The sequence below is a fragment of the Sphingomonas phoenicis genome (assembly GCF_047238005.1).
GTDB lineage: Bacteria > Pseudomonadota > Alphaproteobacteria > Sphingomonadales > Sphingomonadaceae > Sphingomonas.
Genome location: NZ_JBDFMC010000002.1, coordinates 261190 through 277292, shown reverse-complemented (window position 1 = coordinate 277292; position 16103 = coordinate 261190). Strand labels below are relative to the sequence as shown.

The 16103-nt window shown below is 68.3% G+C and carries 17 protein-coding genes and 2 tRNA genes; 14 read left to right on the top strand and 5 right to left on the bottom strand.

All coding sequences use genetic code 11. The features are described from left to right. The first annotated feature begins 127 nt into the window (after positions 1 to 127). The 5 genes from ABC319_RS02085 (at position 128) to ABC319_RS02065 (ending at position 2809) form a co-directional block, all read left to right on the top strand. Complete coding sequence (locus ABC319_RS02085; protein ID WP_413068640.1) at positions 128 to 394, top strand: hypothetical protein; 267 nt, start codon at positions 128 to 130, stop codon at positions 392 to 394. Between the two features lie 104 nt (positions 395 to 498). Then, positions 499 to 574: transfer RNA gene (locus ABC319_RS02080), tRNA-Ile, on the top strand. Positions 575 to 617: 43 nt separating this feature from the next. Beyond that, positions 618 to 694, top strand: a tRNA-Pro gene (locus ABC319_RS02075). 121 nt (positions 695 to 815) lie between these two features. Then, positions 816 to 1826, top strand: a complete 1011-nt coding sequence (locus ABC319_RS02070) for an adenosine deaminase (protein ID WP_413068639.1) — start codon at positions 816 to 818, stop codon at positions 1824 to 1826. Then, on the top strand, positions 1823 to 2809 hold the full coding sequence (locus ABC319_RS02065; RefSeq protein ID WP_413068638.1) for a bile acid:sodium symporter family protein: 987 nt from the start codon (positions 1823 to 1825) through the stop codon (positions 2807 to 2809). Before ABC319_RS02070 ends, ABC319_RS02065 begins: the two co-directional genes overlap by 4 nt. Here the strand turns inward: ABC319_RS02065 and ABC319_RS02060 are convergent. After that, entirely contained in the window at positions 2791 to 4569 is a 1779-nt protein-coding gene (locus ABC319_RS02060; protein WP_413068637.1) for a sensor histidine kinase, read from the bottom strand. The two genes, ABC319_RS02065 and ABC319_RS02060, sit on opposite strands and share 19 nt — an antisense overlap. A gap of 185 nt (positions 4570 to 4754) precedes the next feature. Here ABC319_RS02060 and ABC319_RS02055 point away from each other — a divergent pair, with 185 nt between their 5' ends. Next, on the top strand, positions 4755 to 5219 hold the full coding sequence (locus ABC319_RS02055; RefSeq protein WP_413068636.1) for an Lrp/AsnC family transcriptional regulator: 465 nt from the start codon (positions 4755 to 4757) through the stop codon (positions 5217 to 5219). A gap of 55 nt (positions 5220 to 5274) precedes the next feature. Here the strand turns inward: ABC319_RS02055 and ABC319_RS02050 are convergent, their stop codons facing one another. Beyond that, a complete protein-coding gene (locus tag ABC319_RS02050) occupies positions 5275 to 6573 on the bottom strand; it encodes a hypothetical protein (protein WP_413068635.1) in 1299 nt (432 codons plus the stop codon). Between the two features lie 161 nt (positions 6574 to 6734). Between ABC319_RS02050 and yaaA the strand changes: the two genes are divergently transcribed. From yaaA to ABC319_RS02015, 7 genes are all read left to right on the top strand, one after another. Continuing rightward, positions 6735 to 7475 (top strand): peroxide stress protein YaaA, encoded by a 741-nt coding sequence (gene yaaA / locus ABC319_RS02045; protein ID WP_413068634.1) that lies wholly within the window; start codon positions 6735 to 6737, stop codon positions 7473 to 7475. Continuing rightward, positions 7472 to 8164: an SDR family NAD(P)-dependent oxidoreductase gene (locus ABC319_RS02040; RefSeq protein WP_413068633.1), complete on the top strand. Its 693-nt coding sequence runs from the start codon at positions 7472 to 7474 to the stop codon at positions 8162 to 8164. Before yaaA ends, ABC319_RS02040 begins: the two co-directional genes overlap by 4 nt. Positions 8165 to 8307: 143 nt before the next feature. After that, positions 8308 to 8457: a hypothetical protein gene (locus ABC319_RS02035; protein WP_413068632.1), complete on the top strand. Its 150-nt coding sequence runs from the start codon at positions 8308 to 8310 to the stop codon at positions 8455 to 8457. Between the two features lie 115 nt (positions 8458 to 8572). After that, positions 8573 to 11371 (top strand): DNA gyrase subunit A, encoded by a 2799-nt coding sequence (gene gyrA, locus ABC319_RS02030; protein ID WP_413068631.1) that lies wholly within the window; start codon positions 8573 to 8575, stop codon positions 11369 to 11371. Further along, positions 11368 to 11718: a DUF952 domain-containing protein gene (locus ABC319_RS02025; protein ID WP_413068630.1), complete on the top strand. Its 351-nt coding sequence runs from the start codon at positions 11368 to 11370 to the stop codon at positions 11716 to 11718. Before gyrA ends, ABC319_RS02025 begins: the two co-directional genes overlap by 4 nt. A 134-nt stretch (positions 11719 to 11852) precedes the next feature. Further along, on the top strand, positions 11853 to 12302 hold the full coding sequence (locus tag ABC319_RS02020; protein ID WP_413068629.1) for a hypothetical protein: 450 nt from the start codon (positions 11853 to 11855) through the stop codon (positions 12300 to 12302). Then, positions 12299 to 13039 (top strand): TorF family putative porin, encoded by a 741-nt coding sequence (locus tag ABC319_RS02015; RefSeq protein ID WP_413068628.1) that lies wholly within the window; start codon positions 12299 to 12301, stop codon positions 13037 to 13039. Before ABC319_RS02020 ends, ABC319_RS02015 begins: the two co-directional genes overlap by 4 nt. A 51-nt stretch (positions 13040 to 13090) precedes the next feature. Here ABC319_RS02015 and ABC319_RS02010 read toward each other — a convergent pair whose 3' ends face one another. Both ABC319_RS02010 and ABC319_RS02005 read right to left on the bottom strand, forming a co-directional pair. Next, positions 13091 to 13843: a hypothetical protein gene (locus tag ABC319_RS02010; RefSeq protein WP_413068627.1), complete on the bottom strand. Its 753-nt coding sequence runs from the start codon at positions 13841 to 13843 to the stop codon at positions 13091 to 13093. Beyond that, the gene (locus ABC319_RS02005) at positions 13840 to 14271 is read right to left on the bottom strand and encodes a DUF488 domain-containing protein (RefSeq protein WP_413068626.1); all 432 of its coding nucleotides are present in this window, start codon (positions 14269 to 14271) and stop codon (positions 13840 to 13842) included. The genes ABC319_RS02010 and ABC319_RS02005 overlap by 4 nt, the downstream gene beginning before the upstream one ends. 58 nt (positions 14272 to 14329) lie before the next feature. Here ABC319_RS02005 and trmFO point away from each other — a divergent pair, with 58 nt between their 5' ends. Further along, positions 14330 to 15694 carry a methylenetetrahydrofolate--tRNA-(uracil(54)-C(5))-methyltransferase (FADH(2)-oxidizing) TrmFO gene (gene trmFO, locus ABC319_RS02000; RefSeq protein WP_413068625.1) on the top strand — a complete coding sequence of 455 codons (1365 nt, stop codon included), beginning with the start codon at positions 14330 to 14332 and terminating at the stop codon, positions 15692 to 15694. Here the strand turns inward: trmFO and ABC319_RS01995 are convergent. Further along, on the bottom strand, positions 15630 to 16094 hold the full coding sequence (locus ABC319_RS01995) for an EF-hand domain-containing protein (protein WP_413068624.1): 465 nt from the start codon (positions 16092 to 16094) through the stop codon (positions 15630 to 15632). The genes trmFO and ABC319_RS01995 overlap by 65 nt on opposite strands. Positions 16095 to 16103 lie beyond the last annotated feature (9 nt).

The window sequence follows — 16103 nt, the reverse complement described above, 5'->3', positions numbered from 1 at the left end:
TTGCGGCGGGAACCTGCCACCTTTTCGCCTGAATTGCCGATTGACCTAGTGGAAGGGTAGAGTATGCACGCAACCTCGCGTCGGCGCTCGGCCCCGCGAACGAATTGCTATGCTTGGGAGCATCCACATGAAGAAGATCCTGCTCGTTGCGGCCGCTGCCGGCCTGATGTCGGTCGCCGCCTGCTCGAAGTCGCCCGAGGCCGCTGCGGTCGAGAACAACGCCGACATGCTGGCCGACAACCTCGAGATGCAGGCCGACAACCTTGAGGATCTGGCCGACAACACCGCCAACGCGGCGTCGTCGGAAATGCTCGAGAACGCGTCGGACAACCTCGAGGACGCCGCTTCGAACGTCCGCGACGCGGCCGACGAGAAGGTCGACAACATGAACTGAGCCGATCGGGCTTCGGCCCGGTCGCTTCAGGCGTGAAAGGGCGCTCCCGCCGGTCGGGAGCGCCCTTTTTCTTTGCGTCCGCCTGCGCTACGTGGCGCTCGCGTGCGCCTGTAGCTCAATGGTTAGAGCTGGCCGCTCATAACGGCTAGGTTGCGGGTTCGAGTCCTGCCGGGCGCACCACCGCTTGCCAAGAAGGCAGGCCGGCCCTAGGGCCACGCAGCGTCGGGGAGTGGCGCAGTCCGGTAGCGCGCCTGCTTTGGGAGCAGGATGTCGCAGGTTCGAATCCTGTCTCCCCGACCATTGCATGCACCTGGTGCATCGCGAGCTGCGCCGCTTACGCTTGCTCCCGATCGGCTGGCATCGCACAGGTTCGGGCACAGGAATGTGCGGCCGGCGGTCGCCACCATGCCAGGATGCGACCATGCCCGACGACTTCATCGCCCGCCTGCCCAAGGCAGAACTGCACCTTCATATCGAGGGATCGCTGGAGCCCGAGATGATGGTCGCGCTGGCGGCGCGCAACCGGGTCGCCATTCCCTTCCGGTCGGTAGAGGAGGTGCGGGCCGCCTACCGGTTCACCGACCTGCAGAGCTTTCTCGACATCTACTATGCCGGTGCCGACGTGCTGCGCACCGAGGAGGATTTCCGCGATCTGGCGACGGCGTATTTCGACCGGGCCGCCGCCGATGGCGTGGTCCATGCGGAAATCTTCTTCGATCCTCAGACACATACTCACCGTGGCATCCCGATGCAGGTCGTGGTCGACGGCCTGTTCGCGGCGATCGACGATGCGCGGGCGCGCCACGGGATGAGCGTCGAGCTGATCCTCAGCTATCTGCGCCACCTCGACGAGGAGGATGCGTTCGCCACGCTGCGGGCGGCGGAACCGTGGCTCGACCGGATCGTCGGCGTCGGGCTGGACTCCTCCGAACTCGGCCACCCGCCCGCCAAGTTCGCCCGGGTCTTCGCCGCCAGTCAAGAGCGCGGGCTGAAGCTGTGCGCGCACGCCGGCGAGGAGGGACCGCCGGCCTACATCCACGAGGCGCTGGACGTTCTCCACGTCGACCGCATCGACCATGGCAACCGCGCGCTGGAGGACCCCGCCCTCGTCGCGCGGCTGGCCCGGCAGGCGATGACGCTGACGGTATGTCCGCTGTCGAACGTCGCATTGCGCAACGTCGCGCGGATCGAGGATCATCCGATCGACCGCATGCTCGCCCTCGGCCTGCGCGCGACGGTCCACTCCGATGACCCGGCCTATTTCGGCGGCTACATCGCCGACAATTACCGCGCCGTCGCCACGGCGCGGGCGCTCGGCCGCGAACAGGTGGTGACGCTGGCGCGCAACAGCTTCCTCGGTGCCTTTCTGTCCGATGCCGCGCTGGCCGGCCATCTCACCACGCTCGACGCCTATGTCGGACAGGCCGGATGATCCGCCGCTTCCTCGCCCTGTTCGAGCCCTTTATCCTCGCCCTGCTCGGCACGGTCCTGCTCGCCTCGGTCCTGCCGGCGCGCGGCGTGCTGGCGACCGTGGTGGAGGGTGCAGCCACCGCCGGCATCGTCCTCCTGTTCTTTCTGCACGGTGCCCGTCTGTCGCGTGAGGCGATCTGGGCCGGTGCGCGCCATTGGCGGCTCCATCTGGCCGTGTTGGCCACCACCTTCCTGCTGTTCCCGCTGCTCGGTCTCGGCCTGTCGGCGCTGATGGCGGGGCCGGCTGCGGCGGGCCTGCTGTTCCTCACCCTGCTGCCATCGACGGTGCAGTCGTCGATCGCCTTCACCGCCATCGCGCGCGGCAACGTCGCCGCAGCGGTCTGCAGCGCGTCCTTCTCCAACCTGGCCGGCATCCTCATCACACCGCTGCTCGTCGCGCTCCTGATGAACGGGGTCGGAGGCGGGCCGGGCATCTCGCTCGCTTCGATCGAGTCGATCGTGCTGCAACTCCTGGTGCCGTTCGTCGCCGGCCATCTGGCGCGCCCGGTGATCGGCGGCTGGTTGACCCGCTTCAAGGGCCTGACCGGCATCGTCGATCGCGGATCGATCCTGCTTGTCGTCTACGCCGCGTTCGGGGCGGCGGTGGTCGAGGGATTGTGGCACCGCGTCTCCGCCACGGACCTGATGCTGCTGGGGATCGCCTGTTCGCTCCTGCTGGCGATCGTCCTGATCGTCACGCGGCTGGCGGGCCGCGCGATGGGGCTGGCGCGGGAAGATGCGATCGTGCTGCAGTTTTGCGGGTCGAAGAAGAGCCTGGCGGCGGGTGTGCCGATGGCCGGCGTGCTGTTCCCCGCCGCGCAGGTCGGCATCGTCCTGCTCCCGCTCATGCTGTTCCACCAGATCCAGCTGATCGCCTGCGCCGTGATCGCCCGCCGCTATGCCGAGCAGGAACAGCCCGCCGCGATTCAGCCGCCGGTGACCTGACCGGCGTCCCGCTCGCGCAGGGCGGGCAGGCGCAGGACCAGCCGGTCGGGTTCGATCGACAGCGCACCGCCCAGCTCCGCCGCCAGATTGCGCACCAGCCGCAGGGTGAAGCCGGCGCCCAGCATCGGTGCGCCGTCCTCGCCCTCCCCGATGCCGTCCAGGCTGAACAGTGCATCGCCGGACAGGTCGGCCAGGGTCCGCGGCCGGTCGAAGGCGACGACGGCGTGCTCCTTGGTCGGATGCACGGTAATGCCGATCCGTTCACCCGCACTCGCGGCGGATACCAGCGTCGCCAGCAGGCGCGCCATCAACCGCTCGGCCGCGCGATCGTCCGTGGCCGCGATCGCCTCCTCGCCGGACAGGGTCAGCGTCGCGCCACGCTGGCGGGTGAGCGGCGCGAGATCGGTCGCCAGCCGCGCCGCGAGTTCGCCCAGCGGAACCGCGCCCGGACGCAGTTCCAGCGCCTGCCCCTCGATCCGCGCTGCCGTGTCGAGATCGTCGATCGCGGTCAGCAGTCCGGATGCCTGCGACCGGATGGCGGTCGCGCGCTTCCGATAGGCATCGCCGACCGGCCCCAGCAGCTCGGTCTCGATCAATTCGGCAAAACCTGCCACGGCATTGGCCGGGGTTCGCAGCTCGTGGACAAGCTGCCGCAATCCTTCCGACATCGTCGATCGCTGCGCCGAAGGCGCTGCGCTCTCGTGTCGCAAGGGACGCCGGCCGGCACCGTGGAAGCCCGTGAAGCGCCCACTGGACGGCTCGAAGATCGGGGTGCCGGCGATGCGCCACGATCCGGCCGCATCCGACAATCCCTCGACCTCCAGCCGCAGGTCGCTGAACGAGCCACGCCGCTGGAACGCTGCTGCCACGCCCGCATCGATGCGGATCAACCCGTGGATGCCGGGACGCGCCAGCGACACGCCGACCAGCGCCGCACGGGCCACGCCCTCTACCCAGCGGATCGTGCCGGTAACGTCGGTCTCGAAGCGGAATCCCGCCTCGGTGGGTACCGGCGGCGGCGCCGGCACATGGCCGTCGCGATCACGGTTGAACGCCTCGATCCGCGCGACGAGATCGGCGATCTCGAACCGCTGCGGCTCGGCCGGTGGCGGTGCCGCCGCGGGCATCGCCTCCGCCGGCGATACCGGCTGCTCGGCATCGGCGCGGCGCAGTGCCTCGGCGACGACCGGCAGCCCGCGCGCCACTTCACCCAGCGCGACGAACGGCGTGGGAGAAAGGGGTGCATCGGGCACCAGCACGATCGGCTCGGGAACGACCGGCACCTCGATCGGACCGGGTGCGGCGACGACGACGGCGTCGTTGCTCCCGTCGCCCAGCGTGAAGTCGGTCGTGCCGAAACTCTCCAGCGCGCGCACGACATCCGCAGGCAGGTCGCGCCGGTGACGCAGCACCGATCGCCCGGCGGGTGACAGGCCGCTCAGCAGACCAAGCCAGTCTGCCTCTTCGAGCACCGCGGTCCGCAACACCGGCGCGCCGATCGCCAGCTCGTCGCCGGCGAAGAACGCGACCAGAGCGGCCGGCGGCCTGGCCATGGCCAGCGCCCGCCCACTGGCCGCCCGCACCGATGCGGGCACCCGGTCGCGCAGGTCGCGAAGCCGGCCCATCGCTTCGTCGACAGCGTCCGCCGCGATGCGCCCCCGCCCAAGCAGGTCGACGATCTGCCGCCATGCCGACTGGGCCCCAAAACCGGGCCCGTGATCGGCAGACAACACCGTCCTGAGGCTATCATCGAAACGCACGCTTACTGTGTCCCCCTGGTCTGCTGGTGCATAGCGGATCGTAACGTTTCGTTAAGCCGCCGGATTCACAGGAGGCGCGACCTATTTTGGGATGTAGCGTTGTGGGACAATTGCGTTCACGTGTAATTATCTTATAGCTTTCTGCGCATTAGCGTCGTTGCGCGAAATTCGAGGTAGTTCAGACGATGGCAATCGACCGTATCGACCGACAGATCCTGTCATATCTGCAGGATGACGGCCGAATGACGAATGTCGATCTGGCGGAACGTGTCGGGCTGACGGCACCGCCCTGTCTGCGCCGGGTGCGCGCGCTCGAGGAAGGCGGCGCGATTCGCGGCTATCACGCCGATCTGGATGCGGCACGGCTTGGCTATCCGATCACCGTCTTCGCCATGGTATCGTTGCGCAGCCAGGCGGAGCGCGACCTTGCCGCGTTCGAGGATCACGTCGCCGCCATCCCCGAAGTACGCGAATGCCACATGCTGAACGGCGAGATCGACTTCATCCTGAAGATCGTCGCATCGGACCTGAAAAGCTTTCAGGAGATCCTGACGACGCACCTGACGCCGGCACCCAACGTCGCAAGCGTGAAGACGTCGCTGACGATCCGCACCGCCAAGTCGCTGTCCGGCATCCCGATCAGCGGCTGAGGCGGCAGCCGGGGCAGGAGCCGGCGCGATCGCGCCGACCCCGCCCCGATCGCCCTCATGCCGTCGGAGTCGGCGCCTCCAGATACGCGTTCCACAGGGCCGCGATGCCCGACCGCGGCGAAGCCTTCACCGCGTCGAAAGCCGTCTTCGCGCCCGCCTTGTCGCCCGAACGGGCAAGGGCGATGCCCATGTGCGTATTCACCTCGTCCGCATCGACGCCGCCCTTCTGCAAGGCCACCCGGTACAGCTCGATCGCAGGGGCATATTCGCCCGCGCCCAGATAGGCGTCGGCCGTACCTGCGGCGAGCTTGCCATTCGCGGCTGCCTTCGCCCGGGTGGCGAGCGGCGCCAGCGAGCCTTCGGTCTTCAGCGCGGCGGTCGCATCGGTCAGGATCTGCTTGGCCAGCGTGTTCGACGCGGGAATCTTGCCGGAGGCCTGGCCCTCCTTGATCACCGCCTGCGCCTCCGCCGGCAGGCCGCGGCGCTGCACGTCGTCGGCATATTCCAGGTAATCGTTCTGGTCGGCCAGCGAGCCGGTCGCGCGGAGCAGGCGGAACAGGTCCACCTTCTGCCCGTCGTCCAGCTTCACGATCGAATTGCCCGCCAGGCCATAGGTGACGACCACGTCGCGCCAGTTCTTGCGCGTCGGGTAGGCGACGACGTAGCGCTGGATCCACGACATCGTCTGCGGCGCCAGCTTGGCGGCATTCGCGCGCGAGATGCCGTATTTGTAGATGTCCTCGGCCGGCTTCTGCCCTGCCGCGGTGGACGCCTGGACCGACGCATCGAGGTCCGCCAGCCCACCGGCGACGTCGCCGCTGCCGACCTTTGCCTGCGCCAGTTGCAGCGACAGGTTGGGGTCGGGATAGCCGAGCTGCTTCGCCTGGTTCAGATACTGGATCGCGACCGGAAACTGCTTGCCGTTATAGGCCAGGAGCCCGCGCTGATAGGCGAACTTCGCCTTCTCCTCCGGCTTCGTCACCGGGCTGGCGATCAGCGCATCGAGCGGTGCGGCCAGCGCCGTCTCGTCGATCGGCGCGTTCGGATTGGCGGCGCGGGCCGCCTGCATCTTCTGCTGGATCAGGTTGTAGCGGAAGACGGCGGCGAAATACTTGTCGTCGTCGGTCTTCGCCGCGGCTTCCATCTGCACGATCGCCGGCTCCGCGGTGGCGAGATCCTTGGCATTCAGCGCGGTCTGCGCGGTCTGCGCCGCCTTCAGCGCATCGGGGCTCAGCTTGGGGCCCTTGGCCTCCTCGGCCTTCTTCTTCTGCGCGACGGCGGGGGGCACCAGCGCCAGACCACCGATCCCGGTCGAGAGGGCAAGTGCCAGCGCGAACTTGGAAATACTCTTCATGGGGGCGAACTCTCCTGTGGGCATGTCGCAGCGTGGCCGCTCTATCGGCCGCGGATCGCCGCTTCAAGCGAGGGAAACCATCTTGGTTCCCTGAAGCCGCTGCCCTGAACTGCAATTGAACGCCGATTGAACCCGGACGGCCACCCCGCTACCCGGCCGGCATGATCGCCGTCATCTCCCCCGCCAAGACGCTGGATTACGACAGTCCATTGCCGCCGGTTTCGCCCACGCAGCCGAGACTGGCCGAAGAGGCCGCCGGTCTGGCGCGTTCCGCCGCTCGCCTGCCGCAGAAGCGCCTGCGTGAGCTGATGAAGATCTCTGCCCCCCTCGCCAAGTTGAACGCCGACCGCTTTCGCGATTTCGACACCGCCGCGCAGCGGCCCGCGATCTTCGCCTTTGCCGGCGACGTCTATACCGGCCTGGATGCGCGCAGCCTGGATGAGGCGGCCCTGCCCTTTGCGCAAGGGCATCTGCGGATGCTGTCCGGCCTCTACGGTCTGCTCCGCCCGCTCGACGCCATGCGCCCGTACCGGCTGGAAATGGGCACGCGCTGGGCTCCGCGGCACGACCGGCTGACCGACTGGTGGGGACCGCGCATCGCCGACCTGCTCGCGGCCGACCTCGCCGACGAGGGGTCGGCGACCATCCTGAACCTGGCCAGCCAGGAATATTGGGCGGCGGTGGACGGTCGTCTTCCTGCGAACGTGCGCGTCGTCACCGTCGATTTCCGCGACGGCGATCGCTTCGTGAGCTTCCACGCCAAGAAGGCACGCGGCATGATGGCCCGCTGGCTGATCGAGCACAGGATCGAGAAGCCCGACGACATGCGCGGCTTCGACAGCGACGGCTATCGCTTCGTCGCGGCGGACAGCGACGGCGATCGCTGGCGGTTCGCACGATGACCGGCCTGCGCAGTGCCGTCGTGATCGGGGCGTCGGGCGGTATCGGCGCCGCCCTGGTCGATGCCCTGACCGAGGAAGAGGTGCCGGTCCGCGGCTTCGCCCGGTCCTGGCCCGGTGCGGACCATCTCGACCTGGAGCGCGAGGAGACGATCGCCGCCGCGGCCGCCTCGCTTTGCCGTCCGCCAGACCTGGTCGTCGTCGCGACAGGCCTGCTGCACGAGGGCGACCGCGGCCCTGAGAAGAGCATGGCGGCACTCGATCCCGTCTGGCTGGCGCGCCAGTACGCCGTCAATGCGATCGGCCCCGCGCTGGTCGCCAAGCACTTCCTGCCGGCGATGCCGAAGACCGGTCGCTGCGTCTTTGCCATGCTGTCCGCGCGGGTCGGCAGCATCGGCGATAACCGGCTGGGCGGCTGGTACGGCTACCGGGCGGCGAAGGCGGCGCTGAACCAGTTGATCCGCACCCTCTCGATCGAGGAGCGCCGCCGCAACGACCGCAGCATCGTCGTCGGGCTGCATCCCGGCACCGTCGACACCGAACTGTCCAGGCCGTTCAGCGGCAGCGTCCGAAGCGACCAGCTGTTCGCGCCCGACCGGGCGGCGGTACAACTGCTCGACGTCATCGACGGGCTGAAGGCGCCCGACAGCGGCCGGCTGTTCGCATGGGACGGGGCCGAGATCACTCCCTGACGACGCCCGGGCACGGCGACTGTCCGAATTGTAACGATCACGCCACGCCGCCGACAGGCTGCAGTCGTCATGAAGGTCCTCGCCGCCCGGCCCCCTCCCAGCCGGCGCGGCACCTCCCTCCCCTGTCGCGAAGGACCGAAATCATGACCAAGTCCGCCCCTGCCGCCATCCTCGCCGTCGCGGCGCTGCTGTCCGGCACCGCCGCCTTCGCGACCGCCCGTCCGCGAACCGCCGGCCACCATGCCGCCAGGACCGTGTCGGTCACGAAGACCCACACCGTCACTCACCGGTGATCCACCTTCACGCGTACGCGCGCGCCTGCGCGGGCGACGTGCGTGCGCGTGACATGTGCAGCCGGACCGCCTACATGGGTACTGACACACCCCTGTAACGAACCGGAAGAAGACCTTGGCCGACGAGACACTGCTCGCCGAACCCTCAGACATTTCGACGATCTCGATCGTTGACGAGATGAAGTCGAGCTATCTCGACTATGCGATGAGCGTGATCGTCGCCCGCGCGCTGCCCGATGTCCGCGACGGGCTGAAGCCGGTGCATCGCCGCATTCTCTATTCCGCCTATGAAAGCGGCTTCGTCGCCGGGCGCCCCTATCGCAAGTCCGCCCGCATCGTCGGCGATGTGATGGGTAAATACCATCCGCACGGCGACAGCGCGATCTACGACGCGTTGGCCCGGATGGCGCAGGACTGGTCGATGCGGCTGCCGCTGATCGACGGCCAGGGCAATTTCGGCTCGATGGATCCCGATCCCCCCGCCGCGATGCGCTATACCGAGGCGCGCCTGGCCAAGGTCGCCAATGCGCTGCTCGACGGTCTCGACAAGGATACCGTCGATTTCACCCCCAACTATGACGGGTCGGAACGCGAGCCGCAGGTGCTGCCGGCCCAGTTCCCCAACCTGCTGGTCAATGGCGCCGGCGGCATCGCCGTTGGCATGGCCACCAACATCCCGCCCCACAATCTGGGCGAGGTGATCGACGCGTGTTTCGCCTATCTGGACAATGGTGCGATCACCTCGGAAGAACTGACCGAGATCGTCCCCGGCCCGGATTTCCCGACCGGTGCCATCATCCTCGGCCGTGCCGGCGCCCGCTCCGCCTATTCCACCGGGCGCGGCTCGATCATCGTCCGTTCGCGCCACACGATCGAGAATCACCGCGGCGACCGCCAGTCGATCGTCCTGACCGAGATCCCGTTCCAGCAGGGCAAGAACGCGCTGGTCGAGAAGATCGCCGACGCCGCCAAGGAAAAGCGGATCGAGGGGATCAGCGACATCCGCGACGAATCGAACCGCGAGGGCGTTCGGATCGTGATCGACCTGAAGCGTGACGCGACCGCCGACGTCGTCCTCAACCAGCTCTGGCGGCACACGCCGGCGCAAGGATCGTTCCCGGCGAACATGCTCGCCATTCGCGGCGGACGGCCCGAACTTCTCAACCTGCGCGACATCATCCAGGCCTTCATCCAGTTCCGCGAGCAGGTCATCACCCGCCGCTCGAAGTTCGAGCTGAACAAGGCGCGCGAGCGGGCTCACCTGTTGCTCGGGCTGGTCATCGCCGTCACCAACCTGGACGAGGTCGTCCGCATCATCCGCGGTTCGGCCAGCCCGGTCGCTGCGCGGATGGCGCTGCTGGCGCGCGAGTGGCCGGTTGCCGAGATCGCACCCTATCTGGCGCTGGTCGAAGCGGTTGAGGACGAGGCGTCGGGCGACGTCTATCGCCTGTCCGACGCCCAGGTCCGCGCGATCCTCGACCTGCGTCTGCACCGCCTGACCGCACTCGGCCGTGACGAGATCGGCGACGAGCTGAAGGCGCTGGCGGATTCCATCGCCGAGCTGCTCGAGGTCCTCGCCAACCGCGTGAAACTGTACGAGGTGCTGCGCGGCGAGCTTCAGGCGATCCGCGATCAGGCCGCGACCCCGCGCCGGACCGAGATCGTCAATTTCACCGGCGGCATCGACGACGAGGATCTGATCGAGCGGGAGGACATGGTCGTCACCGTCACGGTCGAGGGTTATATCAAGCGCACGCCGCTCGATGCGTTCCGCGCCCAGAAGCGCGGCGGTAAGGGCCGCGCCGGCATGGCGACGAAGGACGAGGACGCCGTCACCAGCCTGTTCGTCACCTCGACGCACACGCCCGTGCTGTTCTTCTCGACCGCCGGCAAGGTGTACCGGATGAAGGTCTGGCGCCTGCCGGAGGGCGGCCCCGCCACCCGCGGCCGGCCGATGGTCAACCTCCTCCCGCTGGGCCCCGGCGAAACGATCTCGACCGTCCTTCCGCTGCCCGAGGACGAAGGCCGCTGGGGCGACCTGCACGTCATGTTCGCGACCGCCAATGGCACCGTCCGCCGCAACAGCATGGACGCGTTCGCCAACATCCCGTCCAACGGCAAGCTGGCGATGCGCTTCGACGATGAATCGACCGACAAGCTGATCGGCGTCGCGCTGCTCACCGAGACCGACGACGTGCTGCTCGCCACGCGACAGGGCAAGGCGATCCGCTTCGCCGCCACCGACGTCCGCGAATTTCAGAGCCGCACCTCGACCGGCGTCCGCGGCGTCAGCCTGTCGCAGGACGATCGTGTGATCTCGCTGTCGGTGCTGCGTGGCTTTGCCGCCTCGACCGAGGAGCGCGACGCCTATCTGAAGGCCGCGCCGTGGAAGGAGGGCGAGCGTGAGATGACGCTGCCGCCCGAGCGGATGAAGGCGTTCGAGGATGCGGAGGAGTTCATCCTCACTGTCACCGCGAACGGCTATGGCAAGCGCACGTCCGCCTACGAGTATCGTCGCACCAACCGCGGCGGTCAGGGCATCACCAACATCGTCTCGGCCGCCCGCAACGGACCGGTCGTCGCCAGCTTCCCCGCCCATTCGGGCGAGCAGCTGATGCTGGTCACCGATCAGGCCAAGCTGATCCGCATGTCGGTCGGCGATGTCCGCGTCACCGGCCGCAACACGCAGGGCGTCACCCTGTTCAGTGTCGCCAAGAACGAGCACGTCGTCTCCGCCGCCAAGATCGACGAGGAAGAGGAGCCCGAGAACGATGCGGAGGCGCTGGTCGCGGCCGAACGCGCCGACGCCCCTGCAACCCCGCCGACGGACACGCTGACGGTCGACGACGGCACCGGCCCGGCGACGATGGACGAGACGGTCGACGAATCCGGCGACGGGGAGGATGGCGAGTGACCGATCGGCCGCTCACCGCGTACAAGGTGCTGACTGCCGAGCAGATGGCGGCGCTTGAACACGAAGGACGGTTCGATGGCGCTCCGGTCGATCTGTCGGACGGCTTCATCCATCTGTCCACCGAGGTGCAGCTGACCGAGACGGTCGACAGGCACTTCGCCGGCCAGACGGATCTGTGGGTCGCCGCCGTCGATCTCGCCGCCTATCGCAGCATCCGGTGGGAGGAGAGCCGCGGCGGCCAACTCTTCCCCCACCTGTATGAGCCGTTGCGGCTCGATACGGTCGTCGCATACGGCCCCCTGCACCGCGACGCGGATGGACGGGTAGCGCTGCCGGTCACGGGCTGAAGCTCCGGAGCGAACGCTCCGTCAACTGGTTGCATCTGCAACGATCGACGCTTTCGATCATTATACCATTGCGGCCCTTTCCGGCGCCGTGGCCTCACCGATCAGCATAGGTCGGGATACCACAGGAGACGATCATGACCCCCTTCATCATCGCCGCGCTGATGCTCGGCACAGCAACCGCAGCGCCTCCCGCACCGGTCGGGCACAACGTCCGCGTTGATCATCCTGCCGGCAGCGTCGACGCGCGCTATGACGGCAACGTCGCGATCAGCTACCGCCAGGTCGGTGCCGCCGGTGCAGGTGGACGGGCCTCGTCGCTGCGCTGCACATGGTCGGCCGACATGATGGTCCAGCGCCAAGCGACCGCGGCCGGCGGATCGACCATGAGCCGCTCGTTCATACGCGAGGGGGTGCTGACCGGCAGCCGCCCGGGCTGGTGCGACACCCATCGCGCCGCGATCGACCGCGAGGTTGCCGGCCGCATGGACGATCTCCACGGCCATGTCCGCGCGATGGCGGCCGAGGACCATGAACTTCTTCGCGGCGAGATCGACCGGTTGCATGGATCGGTCCGCGCAGGGTGACCGTCCGTTCGATGGCGCTGCTGACAGCGGCGACGGCACTCTGTTCCCCGGCTGCCGCCACGGCGCAGCGCTCGCTGGACGCCGGGATCGAAGCGACGAACGACGAGGTTCGGCGCGGCCTCAGCTGGAGCGAGGGCCGCGCCTCCGTTTCCGCCGATGCCCTGCTGTCGGTCGGCGTGATCGAGGCATCGGCCCGCGTCGCCGCGCTACGCGGCTCGGCCCGGCACGACGATGCGGACGGCGTCGTCGATCTGTCCGTCGGTACCGGCTGGGACCTGGGCGCGATCCGCGTCCGCGCCTCCGCCACCGGTCACCTTTTCACCGGCGCGGCCTCGAAGATGGACTATGTCGAACTTGGCGGCAGCGCCGGCTTCGGCCTCGGTCCGGCACAGATCACCGGCGGTGCCATCTATGCTCCCTCGCAGGACGCGATCGGCGGCGACAATCTCTATGTCTATGCCGGCCTCGACAGCGGCATCCCCGGCACGCCGTTCACGGTCCTGGCGGAAATCGGCCACAGCGGCGGCAGCGTCGACGATCCCCTCCGCGCGCAACGGTTGCGGCCGGGGGGCAGCTACACCGACTGGCGGATCGGCGTCGAGCATCGCACCGGGCCGCTGACCCTCGGCCTTTCCTACATCGGTACCGATGTCGACCGGGATGCAGCGATCGGCCCCTTCGCCGATGCCCGCCATGCCGGCGACAAGATCGTCGGGCGCGTGCGACTGGGTCTCTAGCCCTGGCGGACGGTCGGTCCAGATGGCGGGCCTATCAGCCCGCCGTCAGCATCACCGCGTCGTCGAGACCGGCGCATCGGCCGGAACGCCCGTCCAGAGTGTCCACGGGATCATGTAATCGACATATTCTTCCGTGCTTACCTTCCCGTCCCGGTCATGGTCCAGCTTGCCCATCCACTTGGCTTCGGCCGCCGGATCGCGCACGCCGCTGGCCGACGCGGCGGGCAAGCTCGCGTCCCGATAGCGATCGCGCGGTTCCATCGCAGAGGCCTCGACGGGATCGAGGAAGCCGGAGTGATCGATATCCTTCCGCGCGAACTCCTGCCGGTTGAAGGCTGCAGCTTCATCCAGCCCAACCTTGCGACCGGGTACTCGCCGCCCGTTCTGATCCATCAACGGGCTCGGCTCGACCAGGGGATCGGGAACGTCCTGGATCAAGGCGAGAAGGAACAGTGCTGCGAGCATCGTCAATCCGATCGGCAAGAGGAAGCGCCGCCATCCACCCACCGGGAGCGATGCGACGCCGCTGCTGTCGACCGGATCGGGCAGGCCGGACAGGTCCGGCGAATGGGGTACCAGCGGATGGTACCCCTCTTCCACGGCGAGCATCCGTGCCGCCTCCAGCGACGACGATACTCCCAATTTGGCTCTTGCCATCTTCAGCCGCTTTTCGACGGCGTGGGGCGAGATACCCAGGTCCAGCGCCATTTCCTTGGCGGTCTGGGGCAGCAACCGGCGCCGCAGGCACTCCTTCTCGTTACCGGTCAGGCGCGCGACCAGCATGCTATTGTCCGTGTCGGTCACGCGAACAGATCGATCACCTCGCGCCCCTCCGCCACCGCCGCCAGCAACAGCGTCCGGTGGCAGTGGCACGGGTCGCGCTCGTAGCAGAGCAACGCGCTCGGCATCTCCGCGGTCAACTCCAGCATCCGCGCGGCGGCGACCTGCGCCTCCGGCAGCGTCAGCTGCTCGTCATAGACCGCGATCAGGGTCGCCACGTCGCCCTTCTTGGCGGCATCGCGCCCGCGCTTGGGCGTACCGAGCGCCTTCAGATGGACATAGTCGATCTCCGCCTCGCGCAGCGTCGCGGCCAGCGTCGTCTTCGAAAACCCCGGTCGACGCGACAGCGGCAGCGCCCGCACGTCGATCACCCGCGTCACGCCGGCTGCCTGCAGCGTCGCGACGAACGCCGCCGAGGTCACGCCCTCGTACCCGATCGTGAAGATGGTCATGCCTGTACGCTGACGATCCGCACCTGACACGGCAAGCCCGCATCGCTATCCGGGTGCGATGACCCACGACATTCACATCGTCGGCGGCGGCCTTGCCGGATCGGAAGCCGCGTGGCAGCTGGCCGAGGCCGGCTTCGCCGTCCGCCTGTCCGAGATGCGCGGCTCCGGCGAGCGCACCCCCGCCCACCAGACCGACGACCTCGCCGAACTCGTCTGCTCGAACAGCTTCCGGTCCGACGATGCGGAGGCGAACGCCGTCGGGCTGCTGCATCAGGAGATGCGCACGCTGGGTTCGCTGATCCTGCGCGAGGCGGATCGCCACCGCGTTCCCGCCGGCTCGGCCCTTGCGGTCGATCGCGACGGCTATTCCGCCGCCGTCACCGCAGCCCTCGCCTCGCACCCCAACGTCACGCTGGTACGGGAGCGGGTCGATGCGCTGCCGGCCGGGCCGGCGATCATCGCCACCGGGCCGTTGACCGCCGCCTCCCTCGCCGGGTCGATCGGCGGCGCTACGGGCAGCGAGGCATTGGCCTTTTTCGACGCGCTCGCCCCGATCGTGCATCATGACAGCATCGACATGGGCATTGCCTGGAAGGCCAGCCGCTGGGACAAGGGCGAGGCCGATTACATCAACTGCCCGATGGACAGGGACCAGTACCTCGCCTTCCACGCCGGGCTGATCGCGGGCGAGAAGACGCCGTTCAAGGACTGGGAGAAGGACACGCCCTATTTCGAGGGCTGCATGCCGATCGAGGTGATGGCCGAACGAGGGGTCGACACGCTGCGCTATGGCCCGATGAAGCCGGTCGGCCTCGACGATCCGCGCACCGGCCGCTGGCCCTATGCGGTCGTCCAGCTGCGCCAGGACAATGCGCAGGGCACGCTGTGGAACATCGTCGGCTTCCAGACCAAGCTGAAGCATGCGGAGCAGGTGCGGCTGTTCCGCACCATCCCGGGCCTTCAGGATGCGGAGTTCGCCCGACTGGGCGGGCTGCATCGCAACACCTTCATCCGCTCGCCCGAACTTCTGGACGCCACGTTACGGCTGAAGACCCGGCCGAACCTGCGCTTCGCCGGCCAGATCACCGGGTGCGAGGGATATATCGAAAGCGCCGCGATCGGGCTGATCGCCGGGCGATTCGCGGTGGCCGAGCTTCGCGGCGAGACGCTGGCTCCACCGCCGGTGGAAACGGCACTCGGCGCCCTCCTGAACCACATCACCGGCGGTGCGGAAGCGGCCACCTATCAGCCGATGAACGTCAATTTCGGCCTGTTTCCACCCATTTCCGGCCGCACCAAAAAGGCCGATCGCAAACGGCTCTACACCGATCGGGGTCGCGCAGCGCTGGCGGCGTGGATCACCCCTCCTCCGCAGCCGGAGTCGTCGGAGGACAGGGCGCCGCTCGCGCCGGCTTCCGCTTGACGGCGGTGGTCGCGAACTCCGGCGCCGACATGGCGCCGGACCGGTCACGGTCGGCGGTGGCGAACTTGGCGGTAGCCTTCACCGCCCACTCGTCGAACGACAGCCGGCCGTCCCCGTCCTTGTCCAGCCTCGCATAGGCCTTGCGCCGCGACGCCAGATATTCGTCCCGCGTGATCTGCCCGTCGCGATCCTTGTCGTAACGGCCGAAGCGCTTTTCCTCGCGCGTGCGCTCGCTCGCCTGCGGCACCCGGTCGAGTACGGGCAGTGGATCGCTGCCGGCCACCGCCTGCGGCTGGGGTGGCAGTACGCCACCCGGCGCCGCGCTGCTGCCGGTCCATAGCAGGGCACCGGCGCCGATCGCCGCTAGTCCGGCGCTTCCGCCCGCCACATATCGCCACATCCGTCCGCT